Annotated in this window: 19 protein-coding genes and 1 tRNA gene; 8 read left to right on the forward strand and 12 right to left on the reverse strand. The window is 66.7% G+C overall.

What is annotated here, in order from left to right; all coding sequences use genetic code 11:
• Window positions 1-114 precede the first annotated feature (114 nt).
• The 7 genes from acpP to AC13GF_RS02810 all read right to left on the reverse strand — a co-directional run bounded on the left by acpP (window position 115) and on the right by AC13GF_RS02810 (window position 5185).
• Entirely contained in the window at window positions 115-354 is a 240-nt protein-coding gene (gene acpP / locus AC13GF_RS02780; RefSeq protein WP_005415509.1) for an acyl carrier protein, read from the reverse strand.
• 152 nt (window positions 355-506) lie between these two features.
• Window positions 507-1250: a 3-oxoacyl-ACP reductase FabG gene (fabG, locus tag AC13GF_RS02785; protein ID WP_004146899.1), complete on the reverse strand. Its 744-nt coding sequence runs from the start codon at window positions 1248-1250 to the stop codon at window positions 507-509.
• Between the two features lie 82 nt (window positions 1251-1332).
• Window positions 1333-2277, reverse strand: coding sequence for an ACP S-malonyltransferase (gene fabD, locus AC13GF_RS02790; protein WP_483003164.1), 945 nt, complete (start codon window positions 2275-2277; stop codon window positions 1333-1335).
• Window positions 2278-2444: 167 nt separating this feature from the next.
• Complete coding sequence (locus tag AC13GF_RS02795; RefSeq protein ID WP_126928557.1) at window positions 2445-3227, reverse strand: BUD32 family EKC/KEOPS complex subunit; 783 nt, start codon at window positions 3225-3227, stop codon at window positions 2445-2447.
• A gap of 77 nt (window positions 3228-3304) precedes the next feature.
• Window positions 3305-4282, reverse strand: coding sequence for a beta-ketoacyl-ACP synthase III (locus AC13GF_RS02800; RefSeq protein WP_049434317.1), 978 nt, complete (start codon window positions 4280-4282; stop codon window positions 3305-3307).
• 91 nt (window positions 4283-4373) lie between these two features.
• Complete coding sequence (gene rpmF, locus AC13GF_RS02805; RefSeq protein WP_004154640.1) at window positions 4374-4568, reverse strand: 50S ribosomal protein L32; 195 nt, start codon at window positions 4566-4568, stop codon at window positions 4374-4376.
• Window positions 4569-4675: 107 nt separating this feature from the next.
• The gene (locus AC13GF_RS02810; protein ID WP_032127767.1) at window positions 4676-5185 is read right to left on the reverse strand and encodes a YceD family protein; all 510 of its coding nucleotides are present in this window, start codon (window positions 5183-5185) and stop codon (window positions 4676-4678) included.
• Window positions 5186-5298: 113 nt separating this feature from the next.
• Here AC13GF_RS02810 and AC13GF_RS02815 point away from each other — a divergent pair, with 113 nt between their 5' ends.
• Entirely contained in the window at window positions 5299-5868 is a 570-nt protein-coding gene (locus AC13GF_RS02815; protein WP_483003166.1) for a Maf family protein, read from the forward strand.
• 102 nt (window positions 5869-5970) lie between these two features.
• Here AC13GF_RS02815 and AC13GF_RS02820 read toward each other — a convergent pair whose 3' ends face one another.
• The gene (locus tag AC13GF_RS02820; protein ID WP_483003168.1) at window positions 5971-7806 is read right to left on the reverse strand and encodes a glycosyltransferase family 39 protein; all 1836 of its coding nucleotides are present in this window, start codon (window positions 7804-7806) and stop codon (window positions 5971-5973) included.
• A 42-nt stretch (window positions 7807-7848) separates the two neighbouring features.
• On the opposite strand from AC13GF_RS02820, the gene AC13GF_RS02825 reads away from it, so the two are divergent.
• From AC13GF_RS02825 to AC13GF_RS02840, 4 genes are read left to right on the forward strand one after another with little or no spacing between them, the layout of a single operon-like run.
• A complete protein-coding gene (locus tag AC13GF_RS02825) occupies window positions 7849-8802 on the forward strand; it encodes an AAA family ATPase (protein ID WP_049400642.1) in 954 nt (317 codons plus the stop codon).
• 32 nt (window positions 8803-8834) lie between these two features.
• Window positions 8835-9749: a DUF58 domain-containing protein gene (locus AC13GF_RS02830; RefSeq protein ID WP_483003699.1), complete on the forward strand. Its 915-nt coding sequence runs from the start codon at window positions 8835-8837 to the stop codon at window positions 9747-9749.
• The gene (locus tag AC13GF_RS02835; RefSeq protein ID WP_483003170.1) at window positions 9742-11691 is read left to right on the forward strand and encodes a transglutaminase TgpA family protein; all 1950 of its coding nucleotides are present in this window, start codon (window positions 9742-9744) and stop codon (window positions 11689-11691) included. The genes AC13GF_RS02830 and AC13GF_RS02835 overlap by 8 nt, the downstream gene beginning before the upstream one ends.
• Window positions 11688-12215, forward strand: coding sequence for a Slp family lipoprotein (locus AC13GF_RS02840; RefSeq protein ID WP_032127773.1), 528 nt, complete (start codon window positions 11688-11690; stop codon window positions 12213-12215). Before AC13GF_RS02835 ends, AC13GF_RS02840 begins: the two co-directional genes overlap by 4 nt.
• Window positions 12216-12295: 80 nt before the next feature.
• On the opposite strand, the gene AC13GF_RS02845 is transcribed toward AC13GF_RS02840, so the two are convergent.
• The 4 genes from AC13GF_RS02845 to dnaX all read right to left on the reverse strand — a co-directional run bounded on the left by AC13GF_RS02845 (window position 12296) and on the right by dnaX (window position 15850).
• Complete coding sequence (locus tag AC13GF_RS02845) at window positions 12296-12655, reverse strand: histidine triad nucleotide-binding protein (protein ID WP_126930620.1); 360 nt, start codon at window positions 12653-12655, stop codon at window positions 12296-12298.
• Between the two features lie 66 nt (window positions 12656-12721).
• On the reverse strand, window positions 12722-13321 hold the full coding sequence (gene recR, locus AC13GF_RS02850) for a recombination mediator RecR (RefSeq protein WP_057501949.1): 600 nt from the start codon (window positions 13319-13321) through the stop codon (window positions 12722-12724).
• A 141-nt stretch (window positions 13322-13462) separates the two neighbouring features.
• Window positions 13463-13783 carry a YbaB/EbfC family nucleoid-associated protein gene (locus tag AC13GF_RS02855; protein WP_004154630.1) on the reverse strand — a complete coding sequence of 107 codons (321 nt, stop codon included), beginning with the start codon at window positions 13781-13783 and terminating at the stop codon, window positions 13463-13465.
• A 6-nt stretch (window positions 13784-13789) separates the two neighbouring features.
• Window positions 13790-15850 carry a DNA polymerase III subunit gamma/tau gene (gene dnaX / locus AC13GF_RS02860; protein ID WP_483003701.1) on the reverse strand — a complete coding sequence of 687 codons (2061 nt, stop codon included), beginning with the start codon at window positions 15848-15850 and terminating at the stop codon, window positions 13790-13792.
• Between the two features lie 144 nt (window positions 15851-15994).
• Between dnaX and AC13GF_RS02865 the strand changes: the two genes are divergently transcribed.
• From AC13GF_RS02865 to AC13GF_RS02875, 3 genes are all read left to right on the forward strand, one after another.
• Window positions 15995-16087 (forward strand) — tRNA-Ser (locus AC13GF_RS02865).
• A 629-nt stretch (window positions 16088-16716) separates the two neighbouring features.
• Window positions 16717-17826 carry a DUF3667 domain-containing protein gene (locus tag AC13GF_RS02870; protein ID WP_483003702.1) on the forward strand — a complete coding sequence of 370 codons (1110 nt, stop codon included), beginning with the start codon at window positions 16717-16719 and terminating at the stop codon, window positions 17824-17826.
• Between the two features lie 75 nt (window positions 17827-17901).
• Window positions 17902-18345, forward strand: a complete 444-nt coding sequence (locus tag AC13GF_RS02875) for a GNAT family N-acetyltransferase (protein WP_483003173.1) — start codon at window positions 17902-17904, stop codon at window positions 18343-18345.
• The last annotated feature ends 44 nt before the right edge of the window (window positions 18346-18389 follow it).

Consider the following 18389-nt stretch of genomic DNA (forward strand, 5'->3'; position numbering starts at 1 on the left):
ACGGGCAACTCGGTTTGCTTCGGTGTGATGCTCAAACACACGGGGCCGCAACAGCGGCCCCATGGGGTGCGGTGCGCGGCGAGCGTGAACCCGCGCGCGCACTGCCGTCTGACATCAGGCCTTGACGTGGGCCTTGATGTAGTCGATGGCGGCCTGCACGGTGCTGATCTTCTCGGCTTCTTCGTCCGGGATCTCGCACTCGAATTCTTCTTCCAGGGCCATCACCAGCTCGACGGTGTCCAGCGAGTCAGCGCCCAGGTCATCGACGAACGATGCGCTGTTGGTGACTTCTTCTTCCTTGACGCCAAGCTGTTCGACGACGATTTTCTTGACGCGTTCTTCGATGGTGCTCATGGGATCTCGCTCCAGATGGAGTTGTGGTTCAAAAGTGGTCGCCATCAAAGGCGATGGCCGTGGGATAGTGTAGTGGAAACCGGCGCGGCCTTGCATCGCAGCAAAAACCTCAGCAGATCAACCACTTGCGGCGCAATCCCTGCGCCCCTTGCTTACGGCATGTACATGCCACCGTTCACATGGAGGGTTTCGCCGGTGATGTAACCGGCAGCCGGGCCGGCCAGGAAGGCCACCGCATGGGCGATGTCTTCCGGCGAACCCAGGCGTTCGAGGGCGATGTCGTTGATCAGCGCGGTACGCGCTTCTTCCGGCAACGCCTTGGTCATGTCGGTGTCGATGAAGCCAGGTGCGACAACATTGACGGTGACACCGCGCGAACCGATTTCCTTGGCCAGCGACTTGCTGAAGCCGATGATGCCGGCCTTGGCGGCCGCGTAGTTGGCCTGGCCGGCATTGCCGGTCACGCCCACCACCGATGCGATGTTGATGATGCGGCCCTTGCGCGCCTTCATCATGCCGCGCATCACCGCCTTGCTGGTGCGGAACACGCTGGTCAGGTTGGTGTCGATGATCGACGCCCAGTCCTCGTCCTTCATGCGCATCAGCAGGTTGTCGCGGGTGATGCCGGCGTTGTTGACCAGGATCGAGATCGGGCCGAATTCCTTGGCGATGCCGTCCAGCACGCTGTCCAGCGCAGCGGCGTCGGTGACGTTCAGCGCGCGGCCGTGACCGCCGTGGGCGGCCAGGCGCTCACCGATTGCGGCAGCGCCGGATTCGGTGGTGGCGGTGCCGATGACGGTGGCGCCCTGGGCGGCCAGCAGATCGGCGATGGCGGCACCAATGCCACGGCTGGCGCCGGTGACCAGTGCGATTTCACCCTGCAGGGGCTTGCTCATGATGTTTTCCTCAGGCTGGGACGGCCGCCGTACCCGTACCGCTTGCAGCGGCCACCGGTACGCTCGGCAGGAACAAGGGGGATCAGGCCGACCATGCCTCGCGGGCGGCTTCGAAGTCGCCCGGCGTGGCCAGCGAACGGCCGTCGATGGTCTTGTCGATGCGCTTGACCAGGCCGGTCAGCACCTTGCCCGGGCCGCACTCGGCGATCTGGGTGACGCCACGGCCAGCCAGCGCCTGCACGCACCCGGTCCACTGCACCGGCTGGTACAGCTGCTGGACCAGCGCAGTACGGATCGCGTCGATGCCGTCATGCACCTTGGCGTCGACGTTCTGCACCACCGGCAGCTGCGGCGCCTGCCAGGCCAGGCCGGCCATCACTTCGGCCAGGCGGTTGGCGGCTTCGCGCATCAACGGGGTGTGCGAGGGCACGCTCACGGCCAGCTTGACCGCCTTGCGCACGCCCTTCTCGGCCAGCAGCGCCAGCGCACGGTCGACCGCGTCGGCGTCGCCACCAATCACGATCTGGCCCGGCGAATTGAAGTTGGCCGGCACCACCACCTGGCTGCCTGCCGCTTCAGCGCAGACGTCCAGCACCAGCTGGTCTTCGGCGCCGAGCACGGCGGCCATGGCGCCGACACCGGCCGGTGCAGCTTCCTGCATCAGCTGGCCGCGCAGGCGCACCAGGTGCGCACCGTCATGCAGGCTCAGCGCGCCAGCGGCAACCAGGGCGGTGTATTCGCCCAGGCTGTGGCCGGCCAGCACCGACGGGCGCGGACCGCCCACGGCGTTCCAGGCGCGCCACACGCCGATGCTTGCGGCCAGCAGGGCCGGCTGGGTGTATTCGGTGCGGTTGAGCATTTCCTCCGGGCCGCCCTGGGACAGCGCCCACAGGTCGACGCCGGCACCATCGGATGCCTCGGTGAAGGCGTCACGCACCTGCGGGTGCAGTTCAGCCAGCTCGGCCACCATGCCCACAGACTGCGAGCCCTGGCCGGGGAAGACAAAAGCGAGGGTGGATACGGTCACGCGGTCATCCGCTTGTTGCAATCGAAGCGGGCCATGATAAGGGGGAACATGCCGTGTCGTCTGTACGTGCGCGTATGCACGCGTATGGTGAAGGGCTGTCGCAACGCGCTGGAGATCCGGGGTCGGATCCCTCTCCATGGGAAAAGGGATCCGGCCCCAGCCGTTGATCAGCAGAACAACTGCAGGACGTCCAGATCGCCGTCGGCGAGGAAATCCACGCACAGGCCGACCAGCATCAGCACGCCCGCGGTGCTGGCGCCATGGGCGATGAAGATCGAATGGGCCAGCGCGCGCGCTGAGCGGCCCAGCTTCATGCAGACCCGGGCCAGGCTGCGCAGGCGGCCACTGACCGCGTGCACGTGCTCGCGCACCGGCGCCTGGGCATCGCCCATCGCCTCGGCCATCATCGCCTGCAGGTGCTCGGGGCGGTCGGCATAGTACTTGGCCACGCCATAGCCGAACATCAGCCAGTCGCGGGCCTGCGCTTCGGACAGATCCATCACTTCCAGCGGATCTTCCTCGAAGTCGATGAAACCGACCTTCTCGCCATCCCAGGTGAGATTGCGTGGCAACGGCTGGCCGAAATAGGCGCCGCGCTCATGCGCTGCGGCAATGGCCAGCATCGCCGCCATCACCAGGCGGTCGCGGCCTGCCTCGTCGGCTTCGCGCAGGCAGGTATTGAACGAACTGCCGTTGTCGCCGATCACCAGCGCGGCATGCCCGGTGCCCAGCACATCGGGCACGTTCACGCCCTGCGCCTGCAGTTCTGCAAGGCGACGGGCTTCGGTTTCGCGTGCGGCATCACCGCCACGGTGCGGCGGCGGGCGCAGGGCGTCCAGATGAAAACGACGGGCAACGAAATTGAGCAGGCCAAGGGCCAGCGCCCGGCTTCCCTTGCCGTACTGCTTCAGCCAGGCACGTTGCCCTTCGATGACGATGGGCTCAACCATGACAGGTCCTCCTTAAACGCGTTACGGCCCCAGAGGGGCCGCAACGACAAAGCTTCACGTTGTCGTAACTTGCACTATCAATAGCGCAGCAGAGCCGAACCCCACGTGAAGCCGCCGCCGAAGGCTTCCAGCAGCAGCAGCTGGCCGCGCTCGACCTTGCCCGAACGCACGGCGGCGTCCAGCGCCAGCGGCACCGAGCCGGACGAGGTATTGCCGTGCTTGTCGACGGTCACCACGACCTGGTCCATCGACATGTCCAGGCGCTTGGCGGTGGCTTCGATGATGCGCAGGTTGGCCTGGTGCGGAATCAGCCAGTCCAGGTCGGACTTGTCCAGGCCGTTGGCGGCCAGGGTCTCGTCCACGACCGAGTCCAGCGCCTTGACGGCGTACTTGAACACGTCGTTGCCCTTCATGTTGATGGTGCCGCCGCCATTGGCGCCGTCCTTGAAGCCGGTCGAGACACCGACCGGGTTCCACAGCAGCTCCTTCTTGCTGCCATCGGCATGCAGGTGGGTACTGAGGATGCCGGTCTCTTCGTCGGCCTTGAGCACGACGGCGCCAGCGCCATCGCCGAACAGCACGCAGGTGGTGCGATCGTTCCAGTCGACCATGCGGGTCAGCGTTTCGGTGCCGATCACCAGCACATGCTTGCAGTCACCGGAACGGATGAATTTGTCGGCCACGCCCAGCGCGAACACGAAGCCGGAGCAGGCTGCGTTGACGTCAAAGGCAGGGCACCCCGCAACACCGAGCTTGGCCTGGATCAGGCACGCGGTGGACGGGAAAATGAGATCAGGGGTGGTCGTGCCGACCACGATCATGTCGAGCTGCGAGGCGTCGATGCCTGCGGCTTCAAGCGCGCGCAGGGCGGCGTTGTAGCCAAGGTCGCTGGTGGTTTCGCCTTCGGCCGCGATGTGCCGTTCACGAATTCCGGTGCGCGACTGGATCCACTCATCCGAGGTTTCGACCATTTTTTCCAGGTCGGCGTTGGTCAGGACTTTTTCCGGCAAATAGCTACCGGTGCCCGCGATCCTCGAATAGATCCGCTTGCTCATCATGTTTCCTGTTGCGCGGGCCGCCGATCACCGGCACACCCGGGAAAGAAGGCAAAGGCCGCTGCCCGGAGGCAGCGGCCTTCCCGGCACATCAATCTTCTTCGACGGCCGAGGTCTTGGTCTGGATGACCTTCTTGCCGCGGTAGAAACCATCGGCAGTGATGTGGTGACGCAGGTGCACTTCGCCGGTGGTCGGGTCGGTCGACAGCTGCTTGGCGCTCAGGGCGTCATGCGCACGACGCATGCCGCGGCGGGACGGGGTGACACGGGATTTCTGCACAGCCATGGGATTGCTCCAAACTCGGTTCGTTTTGCTTCGTCGTATCGTCGCGCAGGACGCCAGCGCCCAGCACACTTTCGCTTTCGCCGCAGCCGCCGACGACAATCCGGCTGCTATTGTTTCTTCAGTGCCGCCAACGCCGCGAACGGGTTGGCCTGCTTTGTTTCTTCTTCGCTCGGCGCCCAGTCCTTGTCGACTGCTTCACCGTCGGGCGACAGCGGCACCACAGGCACCGCCAGCACCAGCTCGTCCTCGACCAGGTCCAGCGGACGCAGCTGGCCGTCTTCCGGCACCAGCAACGCCTCGTACTCCTCCGGCAGGGACGATTCCTCGTCCTCGTCGCGGATCAGGCCAAGCCTCTGGGTCATCTTCACCGGCAACAGGAATCGCTGCATGCTGCGCTGACAGGTCAGCGGCAACGCGGTGTCGATGGTCAATTCCACATAGGATACCCGCAAGACGTCGTCGCGACCGAATTCAAGCGAGTAATTGCACTCGCCGTCGGTATCTGCGACCAACCCTTGCAGGCGGGTCAATTCAGCCAGGGAGACCTGACCGTCGAAGCGCCTTCGCGCTACAACCATCCGCCAGGCATCCAGCGTTTCGGGCACGTTCGCGGACATAAGCCGCTGAATACTAAGGATCGGGGCGGCGACTGTCAAATGCCCGCCATACAGGACTTGCCGCTGGCGCTGCGGACACGCCAGACTGCCATGCCCTGCCCCGGTATTCTCGCATGTCACTGGTCCTGGCCTCCACCTCCCGCTACCGCCGCGAACTGCTGCAGCGACTGGGCCTGGCCTTCGACTGCGCGCGCCCGGAGGTGGATGAAACCCCGTTGAACGGTGAAGCGCCACTGGCCCTGGCCACCCGCCTGGCCGCCGCCAAAGCGGCCGAGGTGGCGTCCCGTCATCCCGGCGCATGGGTGATCGGTTCGGACCAGGTTGCGGACCTGAACGGCCAGCCGCTGGGCAAACCGGGTACGGTCGAGGCCGCCTGTGCTCAGCTGGCAGCGATGTCCGGGCAGACCGTCCGCTTCCACACCGCCGTCTGTCTCAGCCGTGATGGAGAATCATTCACGGCCGTCGATCTGACCGAAGTCTGCTTCCGCACACTGGAACCGGACGAGATCGCCCGCTACGTGGCCACCGAACAGCCACTGGACTGCGCCGGCAGCTTCAAATGTGAGGGCCTGGGCATCAGCCTGTTCGACGCCATCGACAACCGCGACCCGACCGCACTGGTCGGCCTGCCGCTGATCGCGGTATGCGGATTGCTGCGCAGGGCCGGTTTCGCGGTGCCCTGAACTGTAGAGCCGAGCCCATGCTCGGCTGCTTTTTTCGAGGCTGCCTGCCATCTGAATCAGAAGCAGCCGAGCATCGGCTCGGCTCTACAGGACCAGAGGACCTCAACGAACCTCGAACGGTTGTTCCTGCCATTCCTCCACGCTGCCGTCGCGGCCGTGCAGGCGCAGGCCCAGCCAATGCCGACCCGGCGCCAGCGTGGCGGTATCCAGCGACGCATCGAAGCCCACCGCCGGATGCTGCGGATCGGTGCTGTCCGGCCAGGTGTGGCGGACGTCGAACACACGCCCATAGCGGGCGTCACCGATCGAGCGGCCATCGAGCAGCATCTCCACGCGTGCCAGGCCGACGCCATCCTTGAACGCCCAGCCCTTGATCGCGAGCGTGCCGGACACCTTCTCGCCATTGGACGGCGCATCCAGCCACGCCATCGCCGGCGTCACGCACGGCCCTTCCGCGCGCCGCACCGGCAGGCGGAACAGCAGGAAGCGCTGGAACCCGTGATCACTGCTGACCACGCGTGGCGCAGGCATCGGCCCCACCTGATCACAGATGGCGTGATAGCGCTCCAGCAGTTCGCGATAGCGCTGGTCGCTGGGTGACAGCACCAGCAGCATCGGCGCCGTGCGCTCGCCCTCATGCAGCAGGCCCCACTGCGCCAGCTGCGCGGTGCGGCCATGCTTGTCATTGAGCGGATGCGGCAGCACCTCGATGTTGCCATTGCCCAGCTGGAAACCCAGCTCGGCACCGACCTTGAAGTTGCCGGCCAGCACGCGCGTCCCTTCTGGCATCTGCCGCAGCTCTTCGTGGACCGCTACCGCCAGGGGCTGCCAGCCGGCGAAGTTGCGCGGGTAGTACTTGCTGCCGGCCATCTGCTCGCGCAGTGCCGGCGTGGATGCCATCAGGTAGTAGCTGAAGGCCAGCACCATGCCAGCGCCGGCCAGCCACCAGCCGGTGCGGCGCAGCCAGCGCGGCCAGCCGTTGAGCACCACCGGCACCGCCACCAGCAGCGCGAGGTAGCCCGGCAGCGGCCAGTGGAAACTGATCCGCTCGACGTCGGTGAAGAAGCCGAGCACGAAAATACCCAGCGTGGATACGCCGCCCACCAGGCCGAAATAGCGCCACTGCACGCGCGCACCGCCACCGCTCCGGGTTCCTGCCAGCGCCACCTTCCACATCGCCATGCATAGAATCGGCGTCACCAGCATCGGCTGGATCACCAGGAACCACAGCCCGCCCCATTCAAAGGCCCAGGGATGACGCTCGACCACCTGGAATTTCAGGCCGGCATCGTGGTTGTCCGCATTCCACGCCAGCAGTGGCAACCATGCCAGCACGCCCACCGCCAATGCCACCCACACGCGCGGATCGGCCAGCATGCGCCGCCCCTGCGGCAATGCCAGCAGGGCGATGAAACCGACGCCGATGACACCGATGAAACGGTAGTGGCTGAGTGCACCGATCAGCAGGCCCAGCGCCAGCTTCATCGCCGAGGAGGCATCGACGTTGTGCAGCAGGCGCGCACCGGCGTGCAGGCAGATCACCGCCGCCAGTGCCATCGGCACGTCCGGCACCGCCAGCAGGCCCAGCGTCGCCGACAACGGCATCAACAGCGTGAGGCTGCCCGCCTGCCAACCGGCCACATTGCCGAACCAGCGCGTGGCCGTGCGCACCACCAGCAGCGGCAGCAGCGCACCGATGGCCAGGAACGGCAGGCGTAGCGCGAGCACGTGATGCCCACCGATCTCCACGCCGAGCCGGGCCAGCCAGGCGGTCAGCCCGGGCAGATCCGAATAGGCCGCGGCCAGATGCTGGCCTTCCTGCCAATAGAACGCTTCGTCGACGAACAGCGGCAGGCGCGCGGCAACGATCAGCTTGGCCGCTGTGACCAGCGTCCATAACCAGAGAAATATCGTCCGTGCGCGCTGTTCGCCTTGCATTGCTCTATGGATAATCGAGTGGATTCCAGATCTGAGACGATCATGCCAGCTTCGTCCCCCAACCCCAGCATGCTAACCGATCAATTGCGTCAGGCCCTGCGGGAGGCACAGGATCAGGTGAACGCACTGGTACTGGGCAAGGTGCCGGAAGTCAGGCTGGCGTTCGTCGCATTGCTGTCCGGCGGTCACCTGCTGATCGAAGATCTGCCCGGCCTGGGCAAGACCACGCTGGCGCATGCACTGGCCAGCAGCCTCGGCCTCAGCTTCCAGCGCGTGCAGTTCACCTCCGACCTGTTGCCCGCCGATGTGCTGGGCGTGTCGGTGTATGAAGCCGGCAGCCGCCAGTTCCAGTTCCACCCTGGCCCGGTGTTCACCCACGTGCTGCTGGCCGACGAGATCAACCGTGCCCCACCGCGCACGCAGAGCGCGTTGCTGGAAGCAATGGCCGAGCAACAGGTCACCCTGGACGGACAGACGCATCCGCTGCCCGACCCGTTCTTCGTGATCGCCACGCAGAACCCGGTGGACCTGTCCGGCACTTTCCCGCTGCCGGATTCACAGCTGGATCGCTTCCTGCTGCGGCTGGCGATGGGCTACCCCAGTGCCCAGGCCGAACGCGAACTGCTGCGTGGCAGCGACCGTCGCGACCTGATCGCGCGTGCCGTACCGAAGCTGGATGACACCCAGGTGCGCGCGCTGCGCGACGCGGTGAACCAGGTGCACGCCAGCGACGCGTTGATCGACTATGTGCAGGCCCTGCTGACCCGCAGCCGCCAGCACGCCGGCGTGCGCGTCGGCCTGTCACCCCGTGCCGGCCTGGCCCTGCTGCGCGCGGCCAAGGCGCACGCGCTGCTGTTGGGGCGCGGCCATGTAGTGCCCGAGGATGTGCAGACCCTGTTCGTGGCGGTAGCGGGCCATCGCCTGGTGGCCGAGGCCGAATCCAGCTCGGGGCCGGCACTGGCGCGCGCGATCCTGCAGACCGTTGCGGTCGACTGAGCGTGGCCACGCGCTGGGCACGACTGCAGCTGATGGCTCGCCCGCGCAGGCCCGAAGCGCTGCCGCAGCGGCTGGACCGCCACCGCATCTACGTACTGCCCACCCGCTTCGGCCTGTTCGTCGCCACCCTGCTGGCAGCGATGCTGCTGGGCGCGCTGAACTACAACAACAATCCGGCGCTGCTGCTGGCCCTGCTGCTGGCGGCCGCGGCAATCGCCAGTGCCATTGCCGCACATCTCCAGTTGTCCGGCGTGCAGATCGATGCGATCTCCGCCGAACCGGTACCGGCCGGGCAACCGTTGCGCCTGCGCGTGGACCTCTCACTGCGTGATCCGCGTGCGCGGCACGGCCTTCATCTGCAGCTGGGTGACAGCAACGCCTGGACCTCGCTGCCTGCGCACGGCCGTGGCGAAGTGGAACTGGACGTTCCCAGCGAACGCCGTGGCTGGCTGGAACTGCCGCGTATCCGCCTGTCCACCACCCAGCCCCTGGGCCTGGTGCGGGCGTGGTCGTGGGTGTGGCCGGAACAGCCGCTGCTGGTCTATCCACTGGCCGAAACATTAAGCCCTGCGCTACCGGAGAGTGGCAACGATCCGCTGCATACCCGCGCCCACGCCAGCGGCGAGGAACTGCATCAGCTGCGTCCCTACCGGGCGGGCGATGCGCCGCGCAGCATTTCCTGGAAGCACTCGGCTCGCCGCGACAGCCTGCTGGTGCGCGAGTACGAAAAGCCGGTCGGCATCGAAGTGATCCTCGACTGGCGCTCATTGGCGCCGCTGGGCCATGAAGCACGCATCGCTCGATTGGCGCGCTGGGTGGATGTGGCCGAGCGCGAGGGCCGCCGCTACACCCTGCTGCTGCCTGCACACCCGCCGTTCGGGCCTGGCCAGGGCGCCAGCCACCATCACTTGTGCCTGCGCGCGCTGGCGCTGATGCCGCATGACTGAGACCCCGGCCCTGCTCGACCGCAATGCCCGCAACTGGACCCTGGCCAGCGCGGCGCTGGCACTGTTGCCGTTGCTGCTGCAGCTGCCGCCAGTGCTGGCTGGCGTGATCGCGCTGGCGGCGATCATCACCGCCGTCCTGTCGTGGCGGACCGTATTGCCGATGCCGGTACGCCTGCTGCTGGTACTGGGCATGCTCGGCGCCATCGTCTGGCAGATGGGCATGGTGCGCCCAGGACGCGATACCGGTTGCGCGCTGCTGGCCGCGATGCTGGCGATCAAGTCCAGCGAGCTGCGCAGCCTGCGTGACGCCCGCAGCCTGCTCGGCTTCGCGCTGTTCTCGCCCTTTGCAGCATTCCTGCTCGACCAGGGGCCGCTGACAACAGTACTGGCCGCGCTGGCCGGTGGCAGCGCACTGATCGCGCTGCAACGCCTGGCCCAGGATGAAGGCCACGCCGGCCGCCTGCCACTGCGTGGGCAGCTGCATGGTGTCGGCCGCCTGCTGGCGATCGGCCTGCCGCTGGCATTGACCTGCTTCTGGCTGTTCCCGCGCCTGGCCACGCCACTGTGGGGTGTTCCCGAGCGCGCCGTGGGTACGCCGGGGTTGTCCGACAGCATGGAGCCCGGCCAGTGGCTGGACCTGATGGCCGACGACAGCCCGGCGCTGCGCGTGCAGTTCTTCGGCGCTCCACCCGAGCCGGCGCAGCGCTACTGGCGCGGCCCTGTACTGACCGCCTTCGATGGACGGCGCTGGACACGCGACCGCGCCAGCGCGCGGCGACCTGCTGCAGTGGTTGAAGCCGGTACACAGGGCTGGGACTACCAGATCGACTACGAGCCCACCGACCGCCGCCAGCTGGTGGCGCTGGACCTGCCCAGCCGCGCACCTGCCGGCAGCGTACTGGATGCGGACATGAGCCTGAGCAGCGAACGCCCGCTGGCCTCGCTCAGCCGCTGGCGGTTGCATTCGTCCCCTCCACTGCGCTTCGACAGCACGCTGTCGCCCTATCTGCGCCGCGCAACGTTGCAGCTGCCGGGCGGCTTCAACCCGCGCACCGCCACGTTGGCGCAGCAATGGCGGCAGCAGGCTGGCAGCGATGACGAGGCCATCGTGCGCCGCGCGCTGCAGTGGATCACCACCGATTTCTCGTACACGCTGGACACCCCTGCGGCGGGGCGCGACCCGATCGACGAGTTTCTGTTCGGCTACAAGGCCGGCTTCTGTGAACACTTCAGCTCGGCCTTCGTGGTGCTGATGCGCAACGCCGGCGTCCCGGCGCGGGTGGTGACCGGTTTCGCCGGCGGCACCCGCAACCGCATCGGCGACTACTGGGTGGTGCGACGGATGGATGCCCACGCCTGGGCCGAGGTATGGCTGCCGCAGCGCGGCTGGGTCCGGGTTGACCCGACCGCAGCCGTGGCACCGGAACGCATCCTGGACACACTGGACGACCGCCTGCAGGCCGGCACGGACACGCCACTGCAGCAGCGTTGGCTGCAGCTGGGCCAGATGGGCGACTGGCTGCGCCGCGGCTGGAACGACCTGGTGCTGTCCTTCGATGCGCGCCGCCAGCAGCAACTGCTCAAGCCGTTCGGGCTGGACGATCTGGGCCCCGGGCAACTGGTCGCGGCCTTCGTGGTGGCCGCATTGCTGGCGCTGGCATGGATGGCCTGGCTGCTGGCCCGTGGCGAGCGCGAACGCGACCCGCTGCTGCGCGCCTGGCACCGGCTCGGACGGCGCTACGCCCGCCTCGGCCTGGCCCGTGAACCGCACGAAACCGCACAGGACTGGGCACAGCGGGTGCACCGGCAGCGCCCCGACCCGCCCCTGCTCGCACTCAGCCAGCGTTTCGCCGACGCGCGCTACGCTGGAACTTGCACCGACCTCGCTTCATTATTGCGGGACCTGCGCAGGCATCGCCCGACTTCCGGAGCCTCCCCATGAACACCAAGTTCCTTCTCACCGCTGTGGCCACGCTGGCCCTGTCGGCCTGCGCCACGGCCCCCAAGCCGCTGCAGGGACAGTTCAGCCTGGTCTCCCCTCGCGACTCGGTCGCTACCCAGCAGGTCGGCACGCCGGTCCGTTGGGGCGGTCGCATCATCGAAACCAAGCCCGGCCAGGGCGAGACCTGCTTCCAGATCATCTCGCGCCCGCTCAATGGCAGTGGCCGCCCGAACACCACCTCGTCCGACGCCAGCGACGGCCGCTTCATCGCCTGCCGTGCCGGTTTCTACGACCCGGCGGTATTCGAAGCCGGTCGTGACGTGACCTTCATCGGCAAGATCGACGGCTACCAGAACACCCGCATCGGCGAGTACGACTACCGCCTGCCGAAGCTGTCGGCCGATGTGATCTACCTGTGGCCGGAGCAGCGCCAGGTCGACGTGGTGCCCTACCCCTATGGCCCGTGGGGCCCGAGCCCGTATGGCCCGTACTGGGGCGGCTATGGTCGCTGGGGCTGGTGGTGATCGTCACCGCACAGGCATGACGGAAAAGGCCGCCCTCGGGCGGCCTTTTTTCATCCATGCGTGGCGTGGATACCGGGCGCTCAACGCCCCGGCGCACCGAAATGCCCCAGCGGCGCGCCGGCCAGCAGGTGCATGTGGATATGGAACACGGTCTGCCCGGCATCCTCGCGGCAGTTCATCACGATGCGGTAGCCGTCCTGTGCGAAGCCCTCGCGGCGCGCGTACTCGGCGGCAGCCAGCGCCAGCTTCCCGATCAGGTGCGCCTGCGACGGCTGCAGGTCATCCAGGGTCGGAATGATCTCGTTCTTCGGAATGAACAGCACGTGCACCGGCGCCTGCGGTGCGATGTCCTTGAAGCCCAGCACCTCGTCATCCTCGTAGACGATGGTGGCCGGGATCTCGCGACGGATGATCTTGCTGAAGAGGGTTTCGTTGCTCATGGTCGGCCTCGGCGGGGATGTCTCCCGCATTGTAGGCCGCTCACGCCCGGCCATGCCGGCTGTTGCTCAATCGCGGAATTCGCTGCGCGTCCCGAACGCGTGCGACAGCGTGCCACGATCGACGTATTCCAGTTCGCCACCCAGCGGCAGGCCCTGCGCCAGGCGACTGGGCTGCACCTTGCGTGCGCGCGCCAGCTGCGCCAGGTAATGCGCGGTGGCCTCGCCCTCGACAGTGGCACTGGTGGCGATGATCAGCTCCTGCACCTCGCCTTCGGCTAGCCGTCGCTCCAACTGCTCCAGGCCCAGCTCGCGCGGGCCGATGCCATCGAGCGGCGACAGGCGGCCCTGCAGCACGAAGTAGACACCGCGGAAACCGGTGGCGTTTTCGATGGCCAGGCGGTCGGCCGGCGATTCGACCACGCACAGCTGGCTGCGCTCGCGACTGCTGTTGGCACAGGTCGGGCACAGCTCGGTTTCGCTGAAATCGCGGCACTGCGCGCAGTGGCCGATGCGTTCCACCGCCAGCGCCAGCACCTCGGCCAGGCGCTGGCCACCTTCGCGCTCGCGCTCGAGCAGGTGGTAGGCCATGCGCTGCGCCGTCTTCTGGCCTACGCCAGGCAGCACCCGCAGTGCATCGATCAATTGTTCAAGCAAGGGTGCGGACACGGCGGCATGCTTTGATGGCGTCGAGCAGGCTCGACAGCTGTTTGTAGAGTCGAGCCATGCTCGACTGAAGGTTGGAACAGTCGAGCAAGCTCGACTCTACGGGATCCGTGGCACCCGGTTACACGGATGCCACGCTGAAAATCAGAACGGCAGCTTCATGCCCGGCGGCAGCTGCATGCCAGCGGTGGCCGAACCCATCTTCGACTTCGACTCGGCATCGATCTTGTTCGAGGCATCGTTGAAGGCGGCGGCGATCAGGTCTTCCAGCATCTCCGGGTCGCTGGCCAGCGACGGGTCGATGCGCACCTTGCGGCATTCCTTGGCGCCGGTCAGGGTCACGCTGACCATGCCGCCACCGGCACTGCCGGTCACTTCGATCTTGGCGATTTCTTCCTGGGCCTTCTGCAGGTTCTCCTGCATCTTCTGGGCCTGCTGCATCAGTTGGGCGATGTTTCCGCGCATGGTGTCTTACTCGTCAAAAGTACGGATGGAATCGGAAACAACCCGGGCACCGTGCTGTTGGATCAGCACCTGCACTTCCGGATCGTCCATGAAAACAGCCTCTGCCACCTGCTGCCGCTCGCCACGCTGGCGATCGGCACGCTGGTGCAGGGTCTCGGCCGGAACGTGTTCGGTTTCCACGGTCTCGACCACGATCTTCGGCGCCTGGCCGAGGGCCTTCTCCAGCATCTCGCCCAGGGCGGCCAGCGCGCGCTCCGAACGCAGGTATTCAAATCCGGGCGAAAGGCCCAGTTTCAAGGTCCCGTGCTGGCAACTGATGAAGGCAGCGTTGGCCGCCAGCTGCCGCGACGGGCCGCTCAGGCCGCTGTTGGCGACCAGATCCAGCCAGTCCTCGGCGCTGGCCAGGTCGCTGACACCTTCCAGCGGCGCGGTCTCCTGCACTGGCGCGGGCTCGGCCGGCGCGATGGCAATGCCTTCAGTGCGGAACGGGCGCTCGGATGGTGCAGGCTCGCTGGGAGCCGCGACGGGCGCTGGCGATTCATGCCAGGGCGCCACCATGGCGGCGTCAGGCCCAGCCATCTCGGCCGCCAGCGCCTCGTCACGCGCCTCGGCTTCGTCGGTGGCCCACGGCGGCAGGTCGTCGCCCGCTTCTGCTTCAACGGACGGCGGCGCCGTTGCTTCGGCCTTCACCGGCGGCGGTGACACGGGCTCTTCCACCGGAACCGGCTCGGGCTCGGGCTCCGGCGTCGGCTCAGGGTCGGGTTGCGGGACCGGCTCAGGTTCGGGTTCAGGTTCACGCGGCGCGGCCTGCACCGGAGCGGCCACCTGCGCCGCCACGGTCGGGGTTGCCGAAGCGGCGGCGGCGGCCGGCGTCGCTTCATGGGTACCCGCACCGCTGCCACCACCGGCAGCAGTGCCCCCCGGCGTACTGCCTGCACCCTCCACCGACTTCGGCACCGGCGGGACCGCCGCGGCCGGGCGGAACGCCAGCATGCGCAGCACGGCCATTTCAAAGCCCGCGCGCGGGCTCGGTGCCAACGGCAGGTCACGGCGGCCGTTCAAGGCCATCTGGTACCAGAGCTGCACCACTTCCGGGCGCAGGCGTTCGGCGAACGCCGTCGCGTCCAGGCCTTCGGCGGCCGCTGCGGCGCCCGGTACCAGCTGCTGCACCTGGATGCGATGCAGGCCTTCGGCCAATGCCTCCAGCACGCCACTCCAATCCGGCGAGAATTCGGCCAGCGCAGCCACCACCTGCAGCAGGCGCGGACCATCGCCCTCGGCCAGCGCATCGAGCATCGCAGCCACCTGGGTGCGGTCGACCGTGCCCAGCATGGTGCGTACCACGTCCTCACGCAGCGCACCGCCGGCGTAGGCGATCGCCTGGTCCAGCAGCGACAGGCCGTCACGCAGGCTGCCATCAGCGGCCTTGGCCAGCTGCACGATGGCGCTGCCGTCAGCCTCGATCTCTTCTGCCGCCAGGATGCGGGTCATCTGGCCCTGGATCTGATCCTCATCCAGTCGCTTGAGGTTGAACTGCAGGCAGCGGCTGAGCACGGTGACCGGCAGCTTCTGCGGGTCGGTGGTGGCCAGCAGGAACTTGACGTGCTCCGGCGGTTCTTCCAGCGTCTTCAGCAGCGCGTTGAACGCCGCCTTGGACAGCATGTGCACTTCGTCGATCAGGTAGACCTTGTACTTGCCACGCGAGGGCATGTACTGCGCGTTCTCGATCACCTCACGCACGTCATCCACACCGGTGTTGGACGCGGCGTCGATTTCCAGCAGGTCGATGTAGCGGCCGGCGTCGATGTCCAGGCAGGCCGCGCACTGGCCGCACGGGTCGGCGCTGGTGCCCTGTTCGCAGTTCAGCGACTTGGCGAAGATGCGCGCAATAGTGGTCTTGCCCACGCCGCGGGTACCGGTGAACAGGAACGCATGGTGGACCCGGCCGCTGTCCAGCGCGTTGCTGAGCGCACGGACCACGTGTTCCTGGCCCACCAGCTCGGCAAAACGCTTCGGACGCCACTTGCGGGCAAGGACGAGATAGGACATCAGGCCACCGTTTTCCATCGGATGTTCCATTGTGCCATGCCTGTCCAGCCCCCTCGCCTCCGGCACGTCCTTCGCAGGTTCCTGACTGGGGTGCTTGTGAAGTGTCGCGCAGCCCGCTAGAATCTGCGCCCCTGCTGAGGCGTTTGCCGATGGCAGGGATCCGGAGAGGTGTCCGAGTGGTTGAAGGAGCACGCCTGGAAAGTGTGTAAGCGTCTAAACCGCGCTTCGGGGGTTCGAATCCCCCTCTCTCCGCCAGATAAATGAAGAAGCCGCCCAGTGGGCGGCTTTTTTATTTGTCTGGCGGAGAGCATTGGGCGAGAGAAGCCCCGCCGGGGTTCGACGGTTCTGCAGGAGCAGAACCGGACCGCCGCAGGCGGGTCCCGGTGCGCAGCGCGCGCCGGGATCGGGTGCATGGATGCACCCGACAATCCCCCTCTCTCCGCCAGATAACTGAAAAAGGCTGCCCTCAGGGGCGGCCTTTTTCAGTTATCTGGCGCGGGACGCGAAGTGCGCTGCGCGCGCTTCGCCCCAAACGTTGCTGCGCAACCTTTGGGCCCCTCCCTTTGCCTGCCTCTCCCCGCCCCTGTCGGGGCAGCCCCTCAACAGAGGGGCTTGTTCCTCCAGATACGCGATATGCACGGACAGACCACCCCAGGCGGGTCCCGGGGCGCAGCGCGCACCGGGATCGGGTGCATGGATGCACCCGATGGATGCACCCGACAATCCCCCTCTTCCGCGCTCTCGGGGACAGATCAGTAGATCCACGCCATGCGTGGATGCTCTTGGTCGCCTTCCGCACGCTCCGGGCACCACAAAACAAAACTGAACGAAACCTGAAATTTCGCTATGGTAGGCGCCTTCAACCGACGCCTGGCCCATTGCCCATGAGCTCGACCGACAGCGCGCACGCCGCCTGCGAGAACTGCGACACCGCCCTGCAGGGCCACTACTGCCATCGCTGCGGGCAATCGGCGCACAACCCGCTCAAGCATGTGGGTCATGCCATCGAAGAAGTGTTCGAATCCTTCTGGCATCTCGATGGGCGTATCTTCCGCACGCTGCGCGATCTCTGGGTTCCCGGCCGCATCGCACTGAACTACCTCAATGGGCGTCGCGTGGGATACGTACAGCCCCTGCGGCTGTTCGTCATCCTCACTCTGTTTACGTTCTTCATCGGCAAGCTGTTCGTGCATGTCGACGACATCCAGATGGGCGGCAACAGCGGTTCGGCGTATACCAGGGCCACAACCGTGGAGCAGGTCGAAGCCGCGCGCGCGGAACAGCTCGCGACGATCGATCGCCAGCAGGCCAACTCACCCGCCACCGGCAACGCCGGCTTCGCCATGGCCAGGGCTGCAGTGAATGCCGCAGCCGCGCAGCGCAACGCCGAGCTCACCGGTGCCGGCAAGGAGGCCGCCACGACGGAAAACGGCACTTTCTTCAACCACACCGTCAACGGCAAACCGTGGGACGCTGACACCAACCCCATCGTGGTGGCCGGCTGGCCCCGGTTCGCCAACAACTGGCTCAACAAGCGCCTGCACAACGGCAACGCCAACATCCAGCGCATGGGAAGCAAGACCGATCTGTACATGCAGGCGATCCTGACCGCATTGCCCGGCGCCCTGTTTTTCCTGATGCCAGTGTTCGCACTGGTACTGCGCGTCGCCTACATTCCGCGGGCGATGGGCTATCTGGAACACCTGGTGGTGGCGCTGTACAGCCATTGCTGGCTGATGATGGTGCTGCTGGCAACCTTCCTCATCGCTGGCGTCAGCAGCGCGTTCGCATCACCCGCATTCGGCACCGTCAGCCAATGGCTGTATGCACTGCTGTGGCTGGCAGTCCCGGTCTATCTGCTGTGGATGCAGCACCGCGTGTACGGCGGCAACAAGGCGCTGACCGTGCTGCGCTACCTGGCCATCGGCGGCGTTTACCTGTTCCTGGTGAGCTTCGTGGTGATGTATGCGGTGCTGGCGGGAATTTCGGCCTGAGGGAAACACGCACGGCATCCGGCCCATGAATCCACGCATGGCGTGGATCTGCTGACCATCGTTTATCGTGGGCCCATGAACCTCCGCCTCTACCGCCCCGCAGATGCCAGCGCCTGCCTGTCGATCTTCGACAGCAACGTACCCACATTCTTCGCGCCCGAAGAGCGCAGCGACTTCGAACGCTTCCTGCGCGAACAGGCCATGGACTGTGCATTCCAGGTCATCGAGCGCGATGGCAGCATCGTTGCCTGTGGCGGCCTGTCGCGACGCAACGATGGCAGTGCCGGTTTCTGCTGGGGCATGGTGCAGCGCGCGCTGCACCGGCATGGACTGGGCCGCGAACTGGCGCTGGCACGCCTGCGCCAGGCCGAAGCGGATCCCTCGATCAAGCGCATCGCGCTCAGTACCAGCCAGCACACCCAGGGCTTCTATGCCGGCCTGGGCTTCCAGGTGACGCGGATCGTGCCCGATGGCCACGGCGCCGGGATCGACGCCGTGGACATGGAACGGGTGCTGTAGCCTCCTGCGGCCGGTAGATCCACGCCTTGCGTGGATCTACCGCT

The sequence above is a fragment of the Stenotrophomonas sp. 22LJNL06-5-1 genome (genome assembly GCF_056861455.1).

Bases quoted from the DNA above. Each gene is read 5' to 3' on its own strand.
- acpP (WP_005415509.1), bottom strand. From the start codon at position 354: ATGAGCACCATCGAAGAACGCGTCAAGAAAATCGTCGTCGAACAGCTT.
- fabG (WP_004146899.1), bottom strand. From the start codon at position 1,250: ATGAGCAAGCCCCTGCAGGGTGAAATCGCACTGGTCACCGGCGCCAGC.
- AC13GF_RS02795 (WP_126928557.1), bottom strand. From the start codon at position 3,227: ATGGTTGAGCCCATCGTCATCGAAGGGCAACGTGCCTGGCTGAAGCAG.
- AC13GF_RS02800 (WP_049434317.1), bottom strand. From the start codon at position 4,282: ATGAGCAAGCGGATCTATTCGAGGATCGCGGGCACCGGTAGCTATTTG.
- rpmF (WP_004154640.1), bottom strand. From the start codon at position 4,568: ATGGCTGTGCAGAAATCCCGTGTCACCCCGTCCCGCCGCGGCATGCGT.
- AC13GF_RS02810 (WP_032127767.1), bottom strand. From the start codon at position 5,185: ATGTCCGCGAACGTGCCCGAAACGCTGGATGCCTGGCGGATGGTTGTA.
- AC13GF_RS02815 (WP_483003166.1), top strand. From the start codon at position 5,299: ATGTCACTGGTCCTGGCCTCCACCTCCCGCTACCGCCGCGAACTGCTG.
- AC13GF_RS02820 (WP_483003168.1), bottom strand. From the start codon at position 7,806: ATGCAAGGCGAACAGCGCGCACGGACGATATTTCTCTGGTTATGGACG.
- AC13GF_RS02825 (WP_049400642.1), top strand. From the start codon at position 7,849: ATGCCAGCTTCGTCCCCCAACCCCAGCATGCTAACCGATCAATTGCGT.
- AC13GF_RS02830 (WP_483003699.1), top strand. From the start codon at position 8,835: ATGGCTCGCCCGCGCAGGCCCGAAGCGCTGCCGCAGCGGCTGGACCGC.
- AC13GF_RS02835 (WP_483003170.1), top strand. From the start codon at position 9,742: ATGACTGAGACCCCGGCCCTGCTCGACCGCAATGCCCGCAACTGGACC.
- AC13GF_RS02840 (WP_032127773.1), top strand. From the start codon at position 11,688: ATGAACACCAAGTTCCTTCTCACCGCTGTGGCCACGCTGGCCCTGTCG.
- AC13GF_RS02845 (WP_126930620.1), bottom strand. From the start codon at position 12,655: ATGAGCAACGAAACCCTCTTCAGCAAGATCATCCGTCGCGAGATCCCG.
- AC13GF_RS02855 (WP_004154630.1), bottom strand. From the start codon at position 13,783: ATGCGCGGAAACATCGCCCAACTGATGCAGCAGGCCCAGAAGATGCAG.
- dnaX (WP_483003701.1), bottom strand. From the start codon at position 15,850: ATGGAAAACGGTGGCCTGATGTCCTATCTCGTCCTTGCCCGCAAGTGG.
- AC13GF_RS02870 (WP_483003702.1), top strand. From the start codon at position 16,717: ATGAGCTCGACCGACAGCGCGCACGCCGCCTGCGAGAACTGCGACACC.
- AC13GF_RS02875 (WP_483003173.1), top strand. From the start codon at position 17,902: ATGAACCTCCGCCTCTACCGCCCCGCAGATGCCAGCGCCTGCCTGTCG.